At 49.9% G+C, this 14,766-nt stretch carries 20 protein-coding genes; 2 read left to right on the top strand and 18 right to left on the bottom strand.

The genetic code is table 11. The annotated features are described in order from the left end of the window. Positions 1–126: 126 nt before the first annotated feature. Entirely contained in the window at positions 127–540 is a 414-nt protein-coding gene (locus GC56T3_RS07745; RefSeq protein ID WP_013145025.1) for an EamA family transporter, read from the top strand. A gap of 283 nt (positions 541–823) precedes the next feature. Beyond that, positions 824–1,942, top strand: coding sequence for an acyl-CoA desaturase (locus GC56T3_RS07740; protein WP_013145024.1), 1,119 nt, complete (start codon positions 824–826; stop codon positions 1,940–1,942). A gap of 174 nt (positions 1,943–2,116) precedes the next feature. Here GC56T3_RS07740 and GC56T3_RS07735 read toward each other — a convergent pair whose 3' ends face one another. The 18 genes from GC56T3_RS07735 to GC56T3_RS19940 form a co-directional block, all read right to left on the bottom strand. After that, positions 2,117–2,500, bottom strand: coding sequence for a DUF302 domain-containing protein (locus GC56T3_RS07735; protein WP_013145023.1), 384 nt, complete (start codon positions 2,498–2,500; stop codon positions 2,117–2,119). A 149-nt stretch (positions 2,501–2,649) separates the two neighbouring features. Continuing rightward, entirely contained in the window at positions 2,650–3,432 is a 783-nt protein-coding gene (locus GC56T3_RS07730) for a sulfite exporter TauE/SafE family protein (protein WP_013145022.1), read from the bottom strand. Between the two features lie 72 nt (positions 3,433–3,504). Next, a complete protein-coding gene (locus GC56T3_RS07725; protein WP_013145021.1) occupies positions 3,505–4,641 on the bottom strand; it encodes an MBL fold metallo-hydrolase in 1,137 nt (378 codons plus the stop codon). A 49-nt stretch (positions 4,642–4,690) separates the two neighbouring features. Continuing rightward, positions 4,691–5,260 (bottom strand): sulfurtransferase TusA family protein, encoded by a 570-nt coding sequence (locus tag GC56T3_RS07720; RefSeq protein ID WP_013145020.1) that lies wholly within the window; start codon positions 5,258–5,260, stop codon positions 4,691–4,693. A 23-nt stretch (positions 5,261–5,283) separates the two neighbouring features. Next, entirely contained in the window at positions 5,284–5,580 is a 297-nt protein-coding gene (locus GC56T3_RS07715) for a rhodanese-like domain-containing protein (protein ID WP_013145019.1), read from the bottom strand. A 12-nt stretch (positions 5,581–5,592) separates the two neighbouring features. Next, positions 5,593–5,958 carry a rhodanese-like domain-containing protein gene (locus GC56T3_RS07710; RefSeq protein WP_013145018.1) on the bottom strand — a complete coding sequence of 122 codons (366 nt, stop codon included), beginning with the start codon at positions 5,956–5,958 and terminating at the stop codon, positions 5,593–5,595. A 15-nt stretch (positions 5,959–5,973) separates the two neighbouring features. Next, complete coding sequence (locus GC56T3_RS07705; RefSeq protein WP_013145017.1) at positions 5,974–6,456, bottom strand: DsrE/DsrF/DrsH-like family protein; 483 nt, start codon at positions 6,454–6,456, stop codon at positions 5,974–5,976. A gap of 53 nt (positions 6,457–6,509) precedes the next feature. Further along, positions 6,510–6,737: a sulfurtransferase TusA family protein gene (locus GC56T3_RS07700; RefSeq protein ID WP_013145016.1), complete on the bottom strand. Its 228-nt coding sequence runs from the start codon at positions 6,735–6,737 to the stop codon at positions 6,510–6,512. Between the two features lie 103 nt (positions 6,738–6,840). Next, on the bottom strand, positions 6,841–7,101 hold the full coding sequence (locus tag GC56T3_RS07695) for a metal-sensitive transcriptional regulator (protein WP_013145015.1): 261 nt from the start codon (positions 7,099–7,101) through the stop codon (positions 6,841–6,843). Beyond that, a complete protein-coding gene (locus GC56T3_RS07690; protein ID WP_013145014.1) occupies positions 7,068–7,460 on the bottom strand; it encodes a rhodanese in 393 nt (130 codons plus the stop codon). The genes GC56T3_RS07695 and GC56T3_RS07690 overlap by 34 nt, the downstream gene beginning before the upstream one ends. Before the next feature lie 89 nt (positions 7,461–7,549). Continuing rightward, on the bottom strand, positions 7,550–8,119 hold the full coding sequence (locus GC56T3_RS07685; RefSeq protein WP_013145013.1) for a class I SAM-dependent methyltransferase: 570 nt from the start codon (positions 8,117–8,119) through the stop codon (positions 7,550–7,552). A gap of 88 nt (positions 8,120–8,207) precedes the next feature. Beyond that, positions 8,208–9,335: an MBL fold metallo-hydrolase gene (locus GC56T3_RS07680; RefSeq protein ID WP_013145012.1), complete on the bottom strand. Its 1,128-nt coding sequence runs from the start codon at positions 9,333–9,335 to the stop codon at positions 8,208–8,210. 46 nt (positions 9,336–9,381) lie between these two features. Then, a complete protein-coding gene (locus GC56T3_RS07675) occupies positions 9,382–9,627 on the bottom strand; it encodes a glutaredoxin family protein (protein WP_013145011.1) in 246 nt (81 codons plus the stop codon). A gap of 23 nt (positions 9,628–9,650) precedes the next feature. Then, complete coding sequence (locus GC56T3_RS07670) at positions 9,651–10,040, bottom strand: DsrE/DsrF/DrsH-like family protein (protein ID WP_011231562.1); 390 nt, start codon at positions 10,038–10,040, stop codon at positions 9,651–9,653. 457 nt (positions 10,041–10,497) lie between these two features. Next, complete coding sequence (locus GC56T3_RS07665) at positions 10,498–11,760, bottom strand: glycoside hydrolase family 18 protein (protein WP_013145010.1); 1,263 nt, start codon at positions 11,758–11,760, stop codon at positions 10,498–10,500. Positions 11,761–12,386: 626 nt separating this feature from the next. Continuing rightward, a complete protein-coding gene (locus GC56T3_RS07660; protein ID WP_041468208.1) occupies positions 12,387–13,667 on the bottom strand; it encodes an IS110 family transposase in 1,281 nt (426 codons plus the stop codon). 256 nt (positions 13,668–13,923) lie between these two features. After that, on the bottom strand, positions 13,924–14,292 hold the full coding sequence (locus GC56T3_RS07655; protein ID WP_011231564.1) for a YidH family protein: 369 nt from the start codon (positions 14,290–14,292) through the stop codon (positions 13,924–13,926). Between the two features lie 34 nt (positions 14,293–14,326). Next, a complete protein-coding gene (locus GC56T3_RS19940; protein ID WP_083778762.1) occupies positions 14,327–14,713 on the bottom strand; it encodes a cytochrome c biogenesis protein CcdA in 387 nt (128 codons plus the stop codon). Positions 14,714–14,766 lie beyond the last annotated feature (53 nt).

The following is a 14,766-nucleotide window of genomic DNA, read 5'->3' as shown; positions in this document are numbered from 1 at the left end:
TTCTTCCTTTCTCATTGGCTTGTCTTGTCCTCTATTATAACAGATCAACGGAAACATGATGAAATCTTCCCTCTTTTCGTAGTATAATAGATGAGAAAAATTCTCAATGAAAGCGAAGGGATATGCATGTGGATCGTTTATGCTTTGCTGGCGGCGGTGTTTGCGGCGCTGACATCGGTGCTGGCGAAAATCGGCATTGAGAACGTGAACTCCCATCTAGCGACCGCCATTCGCACCGCCGTCGTGCTCGTGCTCGCATGGATGATCGTCTGGATGACAGGGGCTCATCACGGCCTAAAAGCCATTTCGACGAAAAGCTGGTGGTTTTTATGCTTATCCGGAGCGGCGACCGGATTGTCATGGCTTTGTTTCTACAAAGCGATCCAAATCGGCGATGTCTCGCGCGTATCAGCCATTGACAAATCGAGCTTGGTGCTGACGATTTTGTTTGCGGCTATGTTTCTCGGCGAACCACTGTCCGCGAAAGTGGTGATCGGGGTGTTGCTCATTACCATCGGGACATTGATCATGATGTTTTAGCCAGCCGCCTGCTCAAGCGTCTAGCCTGTTCTTCTGGAAGCATTGCCATCATGCCCAAATTTGGTATTTTTCCATCAAGCCTATAGACAGGACGATCCAAAAGATGTTATGATAGTTCTCATAATGACCAAGAGCTTTTCTCGCCCCTCCACATCATTTCGGCATAGAGGACAGCTTTTGGGATCACCTCATTAAAAAATAAGGTCTTCGTTGCGACCAAGAGTGTGTGAATGGCTTCGCCGCTGCTTGTCAAACGGAGAGTAGTTTGAAAGGAGATCACTGAATGAATGATTTTCACCCGTTCGGTTGGTACGCGGCGAAAATTGCCCCGCATTTGCCGAAAAAAGCGTTTCAACCTGTGAAGTCCCGCTTGTTTGGAGGTCTGGCTTATGTAGGGCTCGTCATCGCCGGCATCCTCGCTGTATCGCTTTTTCATCTTCACCCGGTATGGAACCTCCTCATCTCTGTTGTGCTTGGTTTCAGTTTTGCCGCGTTAGGATTTTTAGGACATGAAATTTTGCACGGCACAGTCGTCAAAACGCCATGGCTGCGCGATCTTCTCGGAGCGATCGCCTTTTGGCCGCTTTGCACCGGTCCGAAGTTGTGGAGAAAATGGCATAACGCCAGCCACCATGTGCATACCCAACATGAAGAAAAAGACCCGGACGCGTGGCCAAGCATGGAGAAATTAGCGAAAAGCCGCCTGCTCTCTTGGGTATACCGCATCCCGTTTCCGATTCGCGCTTCTTTCGCTTTTAGCTCGTTGTCCGTGATGTTTACCCTTCACTCGATCCGGATGCTGTTTTACTTTTTCAAAGACTTTCGCCGGAAGAACCGCGCGGTTGTCCTGTTTCAATTTTTCTTGCCTTGGACGACATGGCTCGGGCTGTTATGGCTTGTCGGCTGGGAAAAATGGTTTTTCGCCTTTTTGCTTCCGCTGCTCGTCGCCAACACGATCGTCATGAGCTATATCTCAACAAACCACCGTCTCAATCCGTTAGTGCCGGTCAACGATCCGTTGGCCAACAGCTTGTCCGTCACGGTGCCAAAGTGGGTGGATATCCTTCACTTCAACTTTTCGCACCATACCGAACATCATCTCTTTCCAGCGATGAGTTCGAAGTACTATCCGCTCGTGAAAACATACATCAAACAAATGTGGCCCGACCGCTACCACGAAATGCCGATGGGAAAAGCGTTGGCCGCCCTTTGGAAAACGCCGCGCGTCTACTACGAGCAACATGAGCTCATCGAGCCGAAGCAAGGCCATGTGTACGGCACGCTTGGCAATGGGTTGGATCCCGACCGGATTGTGCATCGCGAGCTGGAAACAGAGAAACAACCGCGCTCAGCCAAAAAACGGGCAAAAACAAAAAAAGCGGCGGGGCAAGGGAATTTGTAGAAAGGATTGGCTTTGCAACAATCAGCCCCCTATGTGATTCTCCTTTTGGATCATCGATCAAGAAGCGGCGGAGAAGGGAAAAGAGCGCTTTTCTTTCTGCAAACCCGCGTTTCCGTGTATGTGCGCACAACCAAAAGGTGCCCCGTCATGTGGGACACCTTTTTTCGTTGCCCATCAGCGGCAGCGGTCGAGGCAAGCGGCCAGCCGCTTCTCAATGTCGGCCGCGATTTCCTTCAAAGCAGGATCGTTCATCATGCCAACGAGCATCGTCGGTTTCGGCATGCCGATTTTCGTTGTGCCGTTTTCTTGATAGACGACGAGTTTGCACGGCAAAAAGTAGCCAACCAAGAGGTTTTCGTTTAGCACCCGAGCCGCTTCTTGCGGGTTGCACACTTCTAAAATGACCATCGGCGTGGAAAAATCAAGCCCTTTTTCTTGCAGCTTCTCGGTTACGCTAAACTGCCAGAGCACGCCAAATCCTTCTTGTTTCAAGCTTTCTTCCAAACGCTCGATCGTTTCGTTCATGCCCGTTGACACGTCAACCGTGTAATGGAACATCGCTCATTCTTCCCTTCGTTATGTTTTCCCGTTGTTTAGCATGCCCAAATCGATCGCTCACCATCACGCAGAAAACGGACGGCGACACATGATCAGTTCCAGCGTTCACATGTCTTTTCCCGTGACCCGTCGCCTTTCAAGCGCTTCGATCATAAAATATCCACCCAAATTTTCACCGTTGTCGCCAAAATCAACACGGCAAGGATGACTTGCAGCACTTTCGTGTTCATTTTTTGCCCCGCTTTCGCCCCTAGCGGAGAGGCAAGCAAGCTCGCGACGACCATGATGAGCGCCGGGATGTAATCGACTTGGCCGGTGGCGATTTTCCCGAACGTAGAGCCAATGGAGGAAATGAACGTAATGGCCAAAGACGTGGCGATCGTCATTCGCGTCGGGATTTTCAGGACAACGAGCATGACCGGCACAAGCAAAAACGCCCCCGCCGCCCCGACGATGCCGGACCCGACGCCGATCAGAAACGCCAAAGCAGCCGCCACCCCTTTGTTGAACGTCACTTGGTCAAGCGGAATGTCATCGATCCCTTTTTTCGGCACAAACATCATGATGGCCGCCAATGCCGCCAAGATGCCGTAAACGACGTTAATCGTTCCCTCGCTCATCAGCTTCGAGCCATAGCCGCCGACAAAACTGCCGACCAAAATGCTTATCCCCATATACAAAATGAGCGATTTATTCAAGTAACCGCTTTTTCGATACGCCCACACGCCGCCGATCGTGGCGAAAAACACTTGCACCGCACTGATCCCCGACACTTCATGGGCGCTGAACGCCGCCAGCCCAAACAACGGCGGAAGATACAGAAGCATTGGATATTTAATAATCGACCCGCCGATCCCCACCATCCCAGAAATAAACGAACCGACAAAACCGATTAAAAAGATGACAATGAGAAACGCGAGCGAAACATCCATCGACCATCCCTCCCTTTTGTTTTCAAAAGGGACGAGGCACGCCCCCGTCCCCTGCCAATCTGTGCCGCTTCTTTAGGCATGGGCATGATGCAGTGCGCAGCGGTTTGGGCCGATTTCAAGCTCCCGCTCTGTTTCAATATCAACGGTTTTGAGCCCGCGGTTGATGGCGACAATGTCTTCAAAGTTCGGCGGGGTTTCGGTATTGGCGCTTTGGATGACAAGATCGATAAATTCGTCTTTTGGTTTGTTTTGCATCATCTCATTGCGGGCGCGGATGCGGCCTAACGTATCGCCGACATACCCCTCCGCGTTGATTTCTTCATCTAAGCTCGCGTAGTGAGCCGGCAAGACGATCACATCATCCGCCATGGCCGCGACTTTTTCGTACACGGTGTCATACAAATCTGCCGCCCATTCCGCCACCTTGCCGCCGAGGTCCGGCCGCCCGAGACCGCCGACAAAGATCGTGTCACCCGAGAACAGCCATTTGCCGTTGACAAAGAACGAGACACTGCCTGGCGTATGCCCCGGTGTTTTCACTGCCAACACTTCCAAATGAACGTTTTCGAAGTCGATCGTTTCATGTTGCTCGAGCGGCTCGAAATCAAACACCGCTCCCTCGCTTTTCATCAAGTAGTACGTTGCTCCGGTTCGTTCGGCCAGCGCCTTGCCGCCGGAAAGATGGTCGGCATGCAAGTGCGAGTCCACGATATGCGTGATCTTTACCCCTTCTTGTTGGGCGGCTTGTTCGTACACATCGATAAACCGCAACGGATCGACGACAAGCGCTTCACTTCCGGAGATGACCATATACGACAGGCATCCTTTGCCGACGCGGATGAATTGGTAAATTTTCAACTGATCATCTTCGTATACTTTGGCTTGATGGAGATGCTCACTCCACGCCTGCATCCCGCCAGCGAGCGTATAAACGTTGTCAAACCCGGCTTCCGTCAGCTGTTCGGCGACAAACGCCGCCGATCCGCCCTTCGCGCACACCACGACGATGTCTTTGTCTTTCGGAAGACGGTCGACAATCGAGTCAACCCCATCAATCAATTCAAAATACGGCACGTTCAAATAGTCAAAGTTTTCCCCTTCGATTTTCCAATCGCGAAAATCGCTTTCGTTGCGGACGTCCAAGATGAACAGCGATTCTTTGTTTAACACCTTTTCCGTCATTTGTTGCACGGTCATTTCTTTCACCATATTACCATACCCCCTAATGTATATTTGATTGTTGAAAAAGGCCGCTCCATTACGATTGAGCGGAATCAAGCGGCCCGTTCCATTGCGACATGCCTGGAATGACGTTGCGCACACGGTCAAATCCTTTTTCGGCCAGCTTTTGCGCGGCCAAATCGCTCCGTGTCCCTGTGCGGCACACGACGTAAATCGTTTTGTCTTTCGGAAGCTCGGCCATCCGATTCTCGAGCTCCCCAAGCGGAATCGAAACGGCGCCCGGAATATGGCCAAACGCATACTCCGCCGGTTCGCGGACATCCAAGACAAACGAATCAGGATCGTGAAGTTTTTCTTGCAATTCTTCATTCGATACGACATGAGGGAATGTCGTTTCTTTGCGTGTTTCATTTTCCGCTGACTTGCGGATATAATGTTTCAAAACCCCATTTTCTTCAATTGTTCCTAAATATTGATGCCCTGTGCTTTCCGCCCATGCTTTGATATCGGCTTTGGATCCCTTATCCGTCGCCTGCACTTCCAGCACTTGGCCTGGCTGCAGCTCATTGATGGCTTTTTTCGTGCGAACGATCGGCATCGGGCAGGACAATCCTTTCGCGTCTACAGTCATATCGACTTTAATCATTGGCAGATTCCCTCCTTGATGGTTTATTCGATCGGTCCTTCCCAGGCGAGCATGCCGCCTGTCATGTTGACTACGCGGTAACCGCGGCTGTCAAGAAACTCCGCGGCACGGCCGCTCCGTCCGCCGGAACGGCAGACAAGAATATATTCTTCATTTTTGTCCAATTCATGCATGCGGAACTCAATCAAGCCGAGCGGAATGTTGACCGCTCCTGGAATTTTGCCTGCAGCGACTTCATCCGGCTCGCGCACATCGATGATATGAAGTGATTCTCCAGCGCGAAGCCGTTCTTCTACCTCTTTCGGTGTGATTGTTTTCATCATCATCCTCCTCTACTGCCAGGCGTTTAAGCCGCCTTTGACGTTCGTTACGTGCTGAAATCCCATTTTCTTTAATAGTTTGCTCGCTTTTTGGCTTCGCATCCCGCTTTGGCAAATGACAATCACTTCTTTTTCTTTGGATAGTTCGTGAACGCGTGCTGTCAATTCGTGCAGCGGGATGTTCCGAAACCCTGGAAGATGGTAAGACTGAAACTCCATCGGGGTGCGCACATCAATATATTGCACCCCAGGTTCTTTCAACCGGCGTTTCAATTCCGCTGTTGTGATCATCCGCACCCCTTTCGGCGGGATGAAGCGGCTGGCTAAAAACCAAACAAGCAAAACAAACAGGATGATGTTGATGATCGTTTGCGACATATCATTCCCTCATTATTAAATAAATAAGTTCACGTTCCCTTCCGACGCATCAGCCAAATACGCGGCGACGCCGGCAAACTCAATGCCGTCGATCAATTCCTCCGGCTTCAGCCCAAGCAAATCGACCGTCATTTGGCAAGCGACGAGTTTCACGCCTTGCTCTTTCGCCATCTCGATCAATTGCGGAAGCGGCATGGCGTTATGTTTTTTGATCACCTTTTTAATCAACTTCGGGCCGATGCCGGCAAAATTCATGCGCGACAGCCCCATGCGGTCCGCGCCGCGCGGCATCATCTTCGCGAACATCTTTTCAAGAAACCCTTTTTGCACTGGAACCGACGCCTCTTTCCGCAAGGCGTTCAGCCCCCAGAACGTATGAAAGATCGTCACGTCATGGTCGTAGGCAGCGGCGCCGTTGGCGATGATGTAAGCCGCCATCGCCTTGTCATAGTCGCCGCTGAACAAAATGATCGTCGTCTTTTTCTTCGGCTGTGTCATCTGGCTGCCTCCTCTCTAAATATACATATATGGGTATATTAAAACCTAAAAAATTATCCTTTTTGAATCCAGAACGTCAACACACCGTTTTCCTCTTTCATCTCAATGACCGTATGGCCGCTTGTTTTCGCCCATGCCGGCAAATCGTTTTTCGCCCCTTTATCGGTCGTTTGCACTTCCAGCACTTCTCCCGACTGCAACTCGTCCATCGCTTTTTTGGCTCTCACCACCGGCATCGGGCAAGCCAATCCTTTCGCATCCAATACTTTCGCTACGTTCATGAATGATGACCTCCTTCACAACAGATTTTTATTACAATTACCCCTATGGGTATATTACTACAAGAAAAAGAACGTTGTCAACACCTTTTTGTTGAGCAACGCATTAACGGCTTTTCACAAGCAGTTCCACTGCTTCTTTGACAAGACTGTCTGTGCTTTCTCCTTTTTCCATGCTTTCACGCAGGCAATGTTCCAAATTGGTGCTGACGATCACCGCAATGGCGCGGTCAATGGCATTGCGCGCCGCTGAAAGTTGGGAAACGACGCTCTTGCAGTCTTTCCCTTGTTCCATCATGCCAAGGACGCCTTTAATTTGTCCTTCAATCCGTTTTAAGCGGTTTTTGATCTCTTTATTATATTCCATCGGCTCGTTCGCCCCCTTTCTTGACAATCACAAGCCGTGATCGAATAGCTTTTCACCTCATAGCCATAACAGCGCAACAGCCGGATGCCGACGTTTTTTTCGATGGCATCCTGGGCAATGATATGAAGCGGCTTTCGCGGGATATGCCGAACATGCCGTTTCAAATACGCCACCGGAATATGCAACGCTTGGCCAAATATAGAACCATTGCTTTCATTATAATCGCGCAAGTCGACAAGAAGCAAGCCGTCCGGCACCTCTTCTACCGGAAGGCATGGGATATGTTTGACAGGATAGTAGCGTCGATACAACGCTGCGCCCAAAAGAATGAGAAAGAATAACAAACTGCTGACGATCAACGGTTCACCCCCTCTATTCACCCTATGCACGATCATTATATACCCTATACGGTATAATGGCAATAAGAAATATTTTCCTCAACAATTGGTTATTCCCAGCGAATCAAAAGACCATAGACAGCCGGGTGAAAACGGACAAGTTCCACGTTGCCCGCCTTTTGTTTCACATAGGAAAACAGTTCATCCGACGGAATCCGCTCATGGAGCGGCGGCCCCATTTCGCTTTCAATCGCTTCCCATTCGATCAACAGAAACTGCCCTTTTGGCTTCATCACGCGGCGAATTTCGTCAATGGCGGCTTCTTTTCGTTCCACTTCATGAAAGACGAACGCCATGATTCCTTTGTCCACCGAATGGGAAGGCAAGGCGGTCGAGGCGACATCCGCCACCTGATATTCAATGTTGGTGATCGCAAACTGCTGCGCCCGTTTTTTTAATAACTGGATCATCTCGGGCTGCACATCGACCGCGTACACTTTTCCGTTTGTCGCCTGCGCGAGAGGAATCGTAAAATAGCCATTCCCCGAGCCAAGATCCACGATCGTGTCATTCGGTTTCACAGACAACATCGAAATTGCCTGTTGCGGGTCGATCCATTCCTTGCGCTTCGGATCCAATAATCGTTCAGCATGTTCGTAATGAAAACGATGCCCTGTCATCCTTTTCCCTCCTATTCCTCACTTCAATTTCATTATACTCGTAAAGAGAGGAAAAAAGCCGGCATTGGAAAACGCCGGCTCCTTTTCCCTACCGAACGGCGCAACGGTTTGGACCGATTTCCATCTCCCGTTGTTCCTCTTCCGTCGGATGCAATTTCCCCATGTTGGTCTGCCGAATTTCCTTGTAAGCATTCGGCTGCGGCGGCAAGTTCTCCGTGACCGTTCGGCGGAATTCTTCATCGCTGGAAATATTTAAACCATGATTTTTTTCATAAAGAATCCCCAACCGTTCCGCCACACTGCCATCCTTATTCATTTCATTCGGCCCCATATAGTGCGCCGGCAATACAATCAGATCATCTGCAAGCTGTTTGTAACGTCGGTAAAGCGTCTCCCGCAGATCGCCGACCCAGTCTTGCGCTTTCCCAGCAAGATCCGGGCGTCCGATCGAGTCGATGAACAAAATATCACCCGTTAACAAATATTGATCGTCCACAATAAACGATGTACTACCGATCGTATGCCCCGGCGAATACAACGCTTCAATCACGACATGGCCGACGCGGATGCGGTCGCCATCTTGAATCGGTGTGTAGGTAAACGTCACCTCTTCCGCGTCTTTCGGTGGCAAGTAATACGTTGCACCCAGTTCTTCCGCCAACTTGCGCCCGCCAGAAATATGGTCGGCATGCAAGTGCGTATCGAGCACATGCTTGATTGTAATGCCGTGTTCGTTCGCAAAACGGACGTACGCGTCAGTCATGCGGTTCGTATCGATCAACGCCCCCTCGCCGTTCGATTCGACGAGATACGAGAGACACCCTTTGCCGAGGCGGACGAATTGGTAAATCGTTCCTCCGCTTTTCAGCTCGCCGATTTTCACTGGTTCCAAATGCTCGCTCCACGCCTTCATGCCACCTTCGATCGAATAAACGTCCGTATAGCCCGCCGCTTCCAACTGTTCTGCCACAAACTCCGACGAGCCGCCCTTCGCGCAAACGGCATAAATCGTTTTGCTTTTATCTTTTGGCAAACGGTCCAAATATGGTTCAATGCCATCCAACACTTCAAAATACGGAATATTGACGACCTCGACATGTCTCCCTTCAATCCGCCAATCGGCAAAATCTTCGGGGTTGCGAGCGTCCACAATGAACAGCTCCTCGCCGCGAATGATCTTATTGGCGATCTCTTTGACCGAAATCGTTTTTGCCAACGATATCCCCTCCTGATCTCATAGTTTCGTCAATGGTCCGTTATTCTCAACGATGATTCGCCTGATTCCACAATGCCATAATGGCATCCGGATCATACCCGAGCACCCAGCGGCCGTTAATCTCGATTTGCGGCACACCCATTTGCCCGGTCGTTTCCACCAGCCTCCGCGCCGCTTCCGGATCGAGCTCGACATTCACTTCCTTAAACGGAATCCCTTGAGCGCGCAAAAAGTTTTTCGCCATCACACAATACGGGCATGTCGTTGTTGTATAGACAGTGACTTGTGCCATATTCTCCTTCCTCCTCTCCCTTATTAGAAGGCCAATGTAATATCGGCGTCTTTCGCAAACTGCAGGAACGTCGCCGCCCCCGCCACCTCAATACCATCGACGAATTGGTCTTTGTCAAGCCCCATGACATCCATCGTCATTTGGCAAGCGATCAGCTTCACACCCATCTCTTGCGCCATTTGAAGCAATTCGGCAATCGATGGAACGTTCGCTTTTTGGAACCCTTGTTGAAAATGTTCTTTCCCTTCAGGAATCGGCAATTGTTTGTGCGCTTCTTTATGGATGAGATTCAACCCTTCAAACGTGAAAAACACGCCGACTTCTGCGTCTGCCGCCGCAGCGGCTGTCGCGATGTTGAACACCTTGTACGCATCAAACAACCCGCCGTTTGCTGCAATGATTGCCACTTTCATGCAAACAACCTCCTTATGTTTTTCGTTCATTATGTTTTATTGTCTGCCTCAAATTTATACACATATACACGTTTTTGTTATATACATATACGTGTATATGTATGTTACAGATATAATATTATCGAATTGTTTGTCTTTTGTCAACAGGAAAATACGCATCCAATTCTAAAAAAATAAAAAAGCAGCAAAACAAAGGCTGCTTTCAAAGCGTGCAAAATTGTTTTCCATATTTTTGCCTCGGGTTCGACAGTGATTCACTTGGTGACCCTTAAATGCAACATCAAACATAAGTTCATCCCCCTTTATCAGAGATCCATACCGAGGACCTACCTGTAAATATTTTACTTCTGCGCATTATAAGGAAACATCCGCCTACCTTCTGCTCCGAGTTATTAGCAAAAAAGCGGCTTTCGCCCAACCTTCTCATGACTGTCAAAACCATTTCCCATCTTTAACATTATACCTTTCTTACAGTGAAAAATTTCCTCAACAACCATGGCCCTGGCGCAAATCCTAGCGCCAGCTCCCATGCACCGACACCTGCAATCTGAAATTGGCGGGCCAATTTCATTTTCTGTCCCATGCTTCTGACATCTTCAAACCATACCTCATGAATGTTTCCAAGTTCATCAGTATATCGAAAAAACGGCGATTCATATTGAAACGAATATTGAATCGGTGATTGGTAACGCATGGCGGTTAAAACCGCCTCTTGGTTGGAGAGAGCATCCGCCGATGTCCCAGGCTGGTATGGAATGATCCAATCGTATCCATATAACGGGAGTCCGAGCAAGATTTTTTTTCGGGGCACGCGCTCGACGGCAAACTGAAGCGTCGATCTCACCTCACCAATTGGTGCAACTGGGCCAGGTTCACTTGTTAAATGGTGCCAATCGTACGCCATAATAAACATATAGTTGACGACAGCGCCAATGCCGCCGTAATCGTAGCCTCTTAGCCAAGGGATCTCCTCGCTCGTTTTCGCTGGAACGGCGATCGTCAAAACATATCCAGCCGGTTTTAACCGATCGCGCAACTGACGCAAAAAGCCAGTAAACAAATCACGATCCTCGCCGCGAACTTGCTCGAAGTCAATATTGACGCCACCATAGCCTTTTCGTGATACTAAATAAAAGATGTTCTCGACCAAATTCGCCCTTGCTTCCGGATTGTTCAGCACTTGGCTTGCCAGTCTCGTACTAAATCCTTCCGATGTTAGGTTCGTCACTACCGCAATGGGCGTCACGCGGTTTTGCCATGCTGTTTCAATCGCTGCGGTGTCATCCCGCATAGTAATAATGTCGCCATTAGGGGCAAAGCGATATTCGAACAGGGCAATGTATGATGAATACGGGGCAAAATCTCGCACGAGCGACCGATCTAAGTTCGGTTCGCGGAGAGTGTAATAGGCTAACGTTATGGCTTGATACCAGGAAATATCAGGAATATAAATTTTCATTCCTGGATGCATTCTGTACGGATCCACCGCCGGATTGGCTACCCGCAACTGTTCGACCGTCACAAATGCTTTCCGTGCGATGGCGCTTAGCGTGTCCCCTAGCTGCACTGTATACGTATAGCTGGGAACAAGCAATGCTTGACCAGGAACAATATTCGTTTCAACTAAGCCATTGACAAGGCGCAGACTTTCCAGCGGATAATCGTATCGCCTGCTGATTGAAAAAAGCGTATCTCCAGGTTGAACAGTGTGGATAAACATGATCATCCCTCCATTTCATCAATCAACAAAGTTTCGTCGCCGGTATGATAATATATATATGCCTGTTGCTTGCGCCTGCACCTTGTCTTGCTATCTTCTGTACCCCATGTATGTGCTCTACTCCCCATTATGGCATGTATGATACCCCCTGGAGCGTTCTCCTTTTTTTATACTGCACATTGAACTCCCCTTCTTCCTTCCTGTAAGACAAGTGAGGGGGCGCCTTGTATCGCGGACTCCTCCCTCTAGAAATGTTGATTTATCAAGGCTTTTCGGCCCCTCAGGGGTGTCCAAAAAATATTTTTCGACAAAATCCCTTACATCCTTTTTCAGTTTTGTGGATATCTTACAGACCTAGGGTGCGCTTCGCGGCCACGGCTGGGGATATTTTCCTTCCGTGGGGAGAAGCGTATTCGATGCACCCTTTGGATCTCCGCGTCGCTGATGAGGACGAACCCTCCCATGTCTCCGGGCGTCTTCGCGCCAACATTCCCTCGTTCGGTCTCGTCATCAGGCGGAGGCCGGCCAAGCTCCTTTGGGGACTCAAGGTCGAATGGATAAAATCACGCCAGCTTCTCCGGTGTCATCCTGTTGTCCAACGATTCTTCCGTTCGCAGGGGGAGGCCTTAGGCCGCCCGTTGCACCTGGGACAAGACGTCCTGTTTCATTCGCTCCGCGTCAAAGGCTTGTTTCTTCGTACAAATCGCAAACAGCACATTCAACAGCTTCCGGCATAATGCGACGATGGACTGCTTTCCGGTCAGCGGATTGACGGGGCGGGTCGTGTAATACTCATGCAGCTCGCGAAACGCCTCGTTGTGCCGGATCAGCGGAATCATCGCCCGAAACAGCACCGATCGCAGCCGTTTCCGTCCCCGTTTGGAGATGTGCTTTTGCCCTTTGCGCTGGCCGGAGGAGTTCTCTTTGAGCGTCAGGCCCGCCAACTTCACCAATTGACGCGGGTCCCGATAGTGGGCGAAGCTGCCGATCTCCGCCAGCAGATCGATGATCGTGGCGTCTCCCAACCCGTCGACCGTTTTCAGCCATTGATACTCCATCGTCGTTTGAACCAATGCCTTCAACTCGGCGTCCAACGCGGCGATCTCAGCCTCCAATTGGCGGTATCGGCGGACGAGCGCGGCGATCTCAAACCGGGCCATCGTCGTCCCTTCCGTCACCCCAATCGAGTCCTTCGCGGCGTCGATCAACGCCTGAATTTTGGCCTTCTGCGGGCATTTCAGCCCTTCGCTTTGCCGGTACACCTCGATGAGCTCCTCGGCGGATCGGCTGGCCATATCGGCCGGAAGCGGCGTCCACTCCAGCACCGAAAGCGCCGTTTTCCCCAGGTCGCGAAACACCGTCCAAAACTCCGGAAAATACCGGTCGGTCCAGCGGACGATCGCGTTTTTCACCGCCGTCTGTTCCTTGCGGAGCTTCTCTTTGAGCGTGCTCCCGACGCGCAAATCGGCTTCGATCTCGTGCAGCAGCCGGGGGACGAGGAATCGTCCGTCTTTCGCCAGTCTGGCGATGACCAGGGCGTCTTTGGCGTCATGTTTCGTCGGCAGGTTGTCATCGAGTTCTTTCGACCGGCACACATGCGCCGGGTTGACCATGACCAACGGGATCCCGTGCTCCTCGAGGAAGTAGGCCAGGTTCAACCAGTAGTGCCCGGTCGGCTCCACCGCGACGATCACCTGCGGCTTTCCGAACGCTTGCATCGCCTCCTGAATCGCTTCATACAGCTGGCGAAAGCCCTCTTTCGACTGGAAGATCGGGAACGATTTGCGAAGCACACGCCCCCGGTCATCCACGAAGCAGGCGTAGTGGGTTCGTTTCGCGATATCGATGCCCACGACAAGCGTTTGTTCGGTGACTTGATCAATTTTATAGTTTTGTGTACAATTCATCTGAAGTCCTCCTTGGTATGGTGAGTGATGTGTTTGACACCCCTGCATCATACCAAGAGGGCTTTTTTTGATCAAGTCCCCGGAAAAGCTCCTAACGGGAATGCTCCTTGTATGTAATCTCCAATACATCCTAGTATCGATTTGATTGAGCGAACCACGACAGTCAATTGTCGTTCTTTTGTTTTATTCTCATTTGCTTGTGCGCTACTCTTAATCCTAAAACAGGACAAAACAAAAAGCGGCCAAAAAGCCGCTGTTAAAGCAAGGTAAAAAAATAATATCCAAACAATCCGGTGATCAGCAGCAACAGAGAAGCCAAAAACCAAATCAGCGGGCGCGATGGCCGGAACGTTTGTTCATTAATTTGTTTCGTCTTCACGACATAACTAATGGCAGAAAACACAATCGTGCAGATGGAAATCACCACCGCCAATGCTCCAATCAATCGGACAATGGCCGTGGACAATGCGTTGCTCGTTGATTTTTCATGCAAATTGATCATTAAAAAAGCAATTCCAATAATGGCAATCGAGGTGCGAATCCAGGCGAGAAACGTCCGTTCATTGGCTAAGTGTTGCTGAATATATTTGGAGTCCTCTGTCGGTTGCTGTTTCGTCTCTTTCATCCATTATTTCCCCTTTTCTCTATCGACGATGTGCTTATTGGATCGATTCCATTTGATCCACCATCCAGTCATAACTCATCGGTCCAATCATTTTTTTCCGTATGATCCCTTTCGAATCAATGAGATAGCTTGTCGGAATCGCTTGAGCTTCGTATTGGCGGGATACCTCTCCTTTTTCATCAAGATATTGAACCAACATCTGTCCAATCGCACTTGCCGTCGCTCCCATCAGTACAAAAATGACACTGAATCCGCCAATAAACGCAAGAGAGCGCATGAGGATCTCCCGTTTTCCGACCCGGATTCTGTTTTCCCTTATTGGAGTGCCTGTCAAATGAGCAACATAGGCAGGAACAAAGGGAAAAATGCAAGGGGAAAAGAAAGAAAGCGCTCCTGCAACGAAAGCGAATATCACTGACATATGGATCGACATCCTTTCAATTCAGTCACATTTCAAGAAAAGAGCAGCACATC

This window comes from Geobacillus sp. C56-T3 (assembly GCF_000092445.1).
GTDB classification, from domain to species: domain Bacteria; phylum Bacillota; class Bacilli; order Bacillales; family Anoxybacillaceae; genus Geobacillus; species Geobacillus thermoleovorans.
Note: the sequence above shows the minus strand (reverse complement) of the source record. Positions and strands in the feature narration are given on the sequence as shown.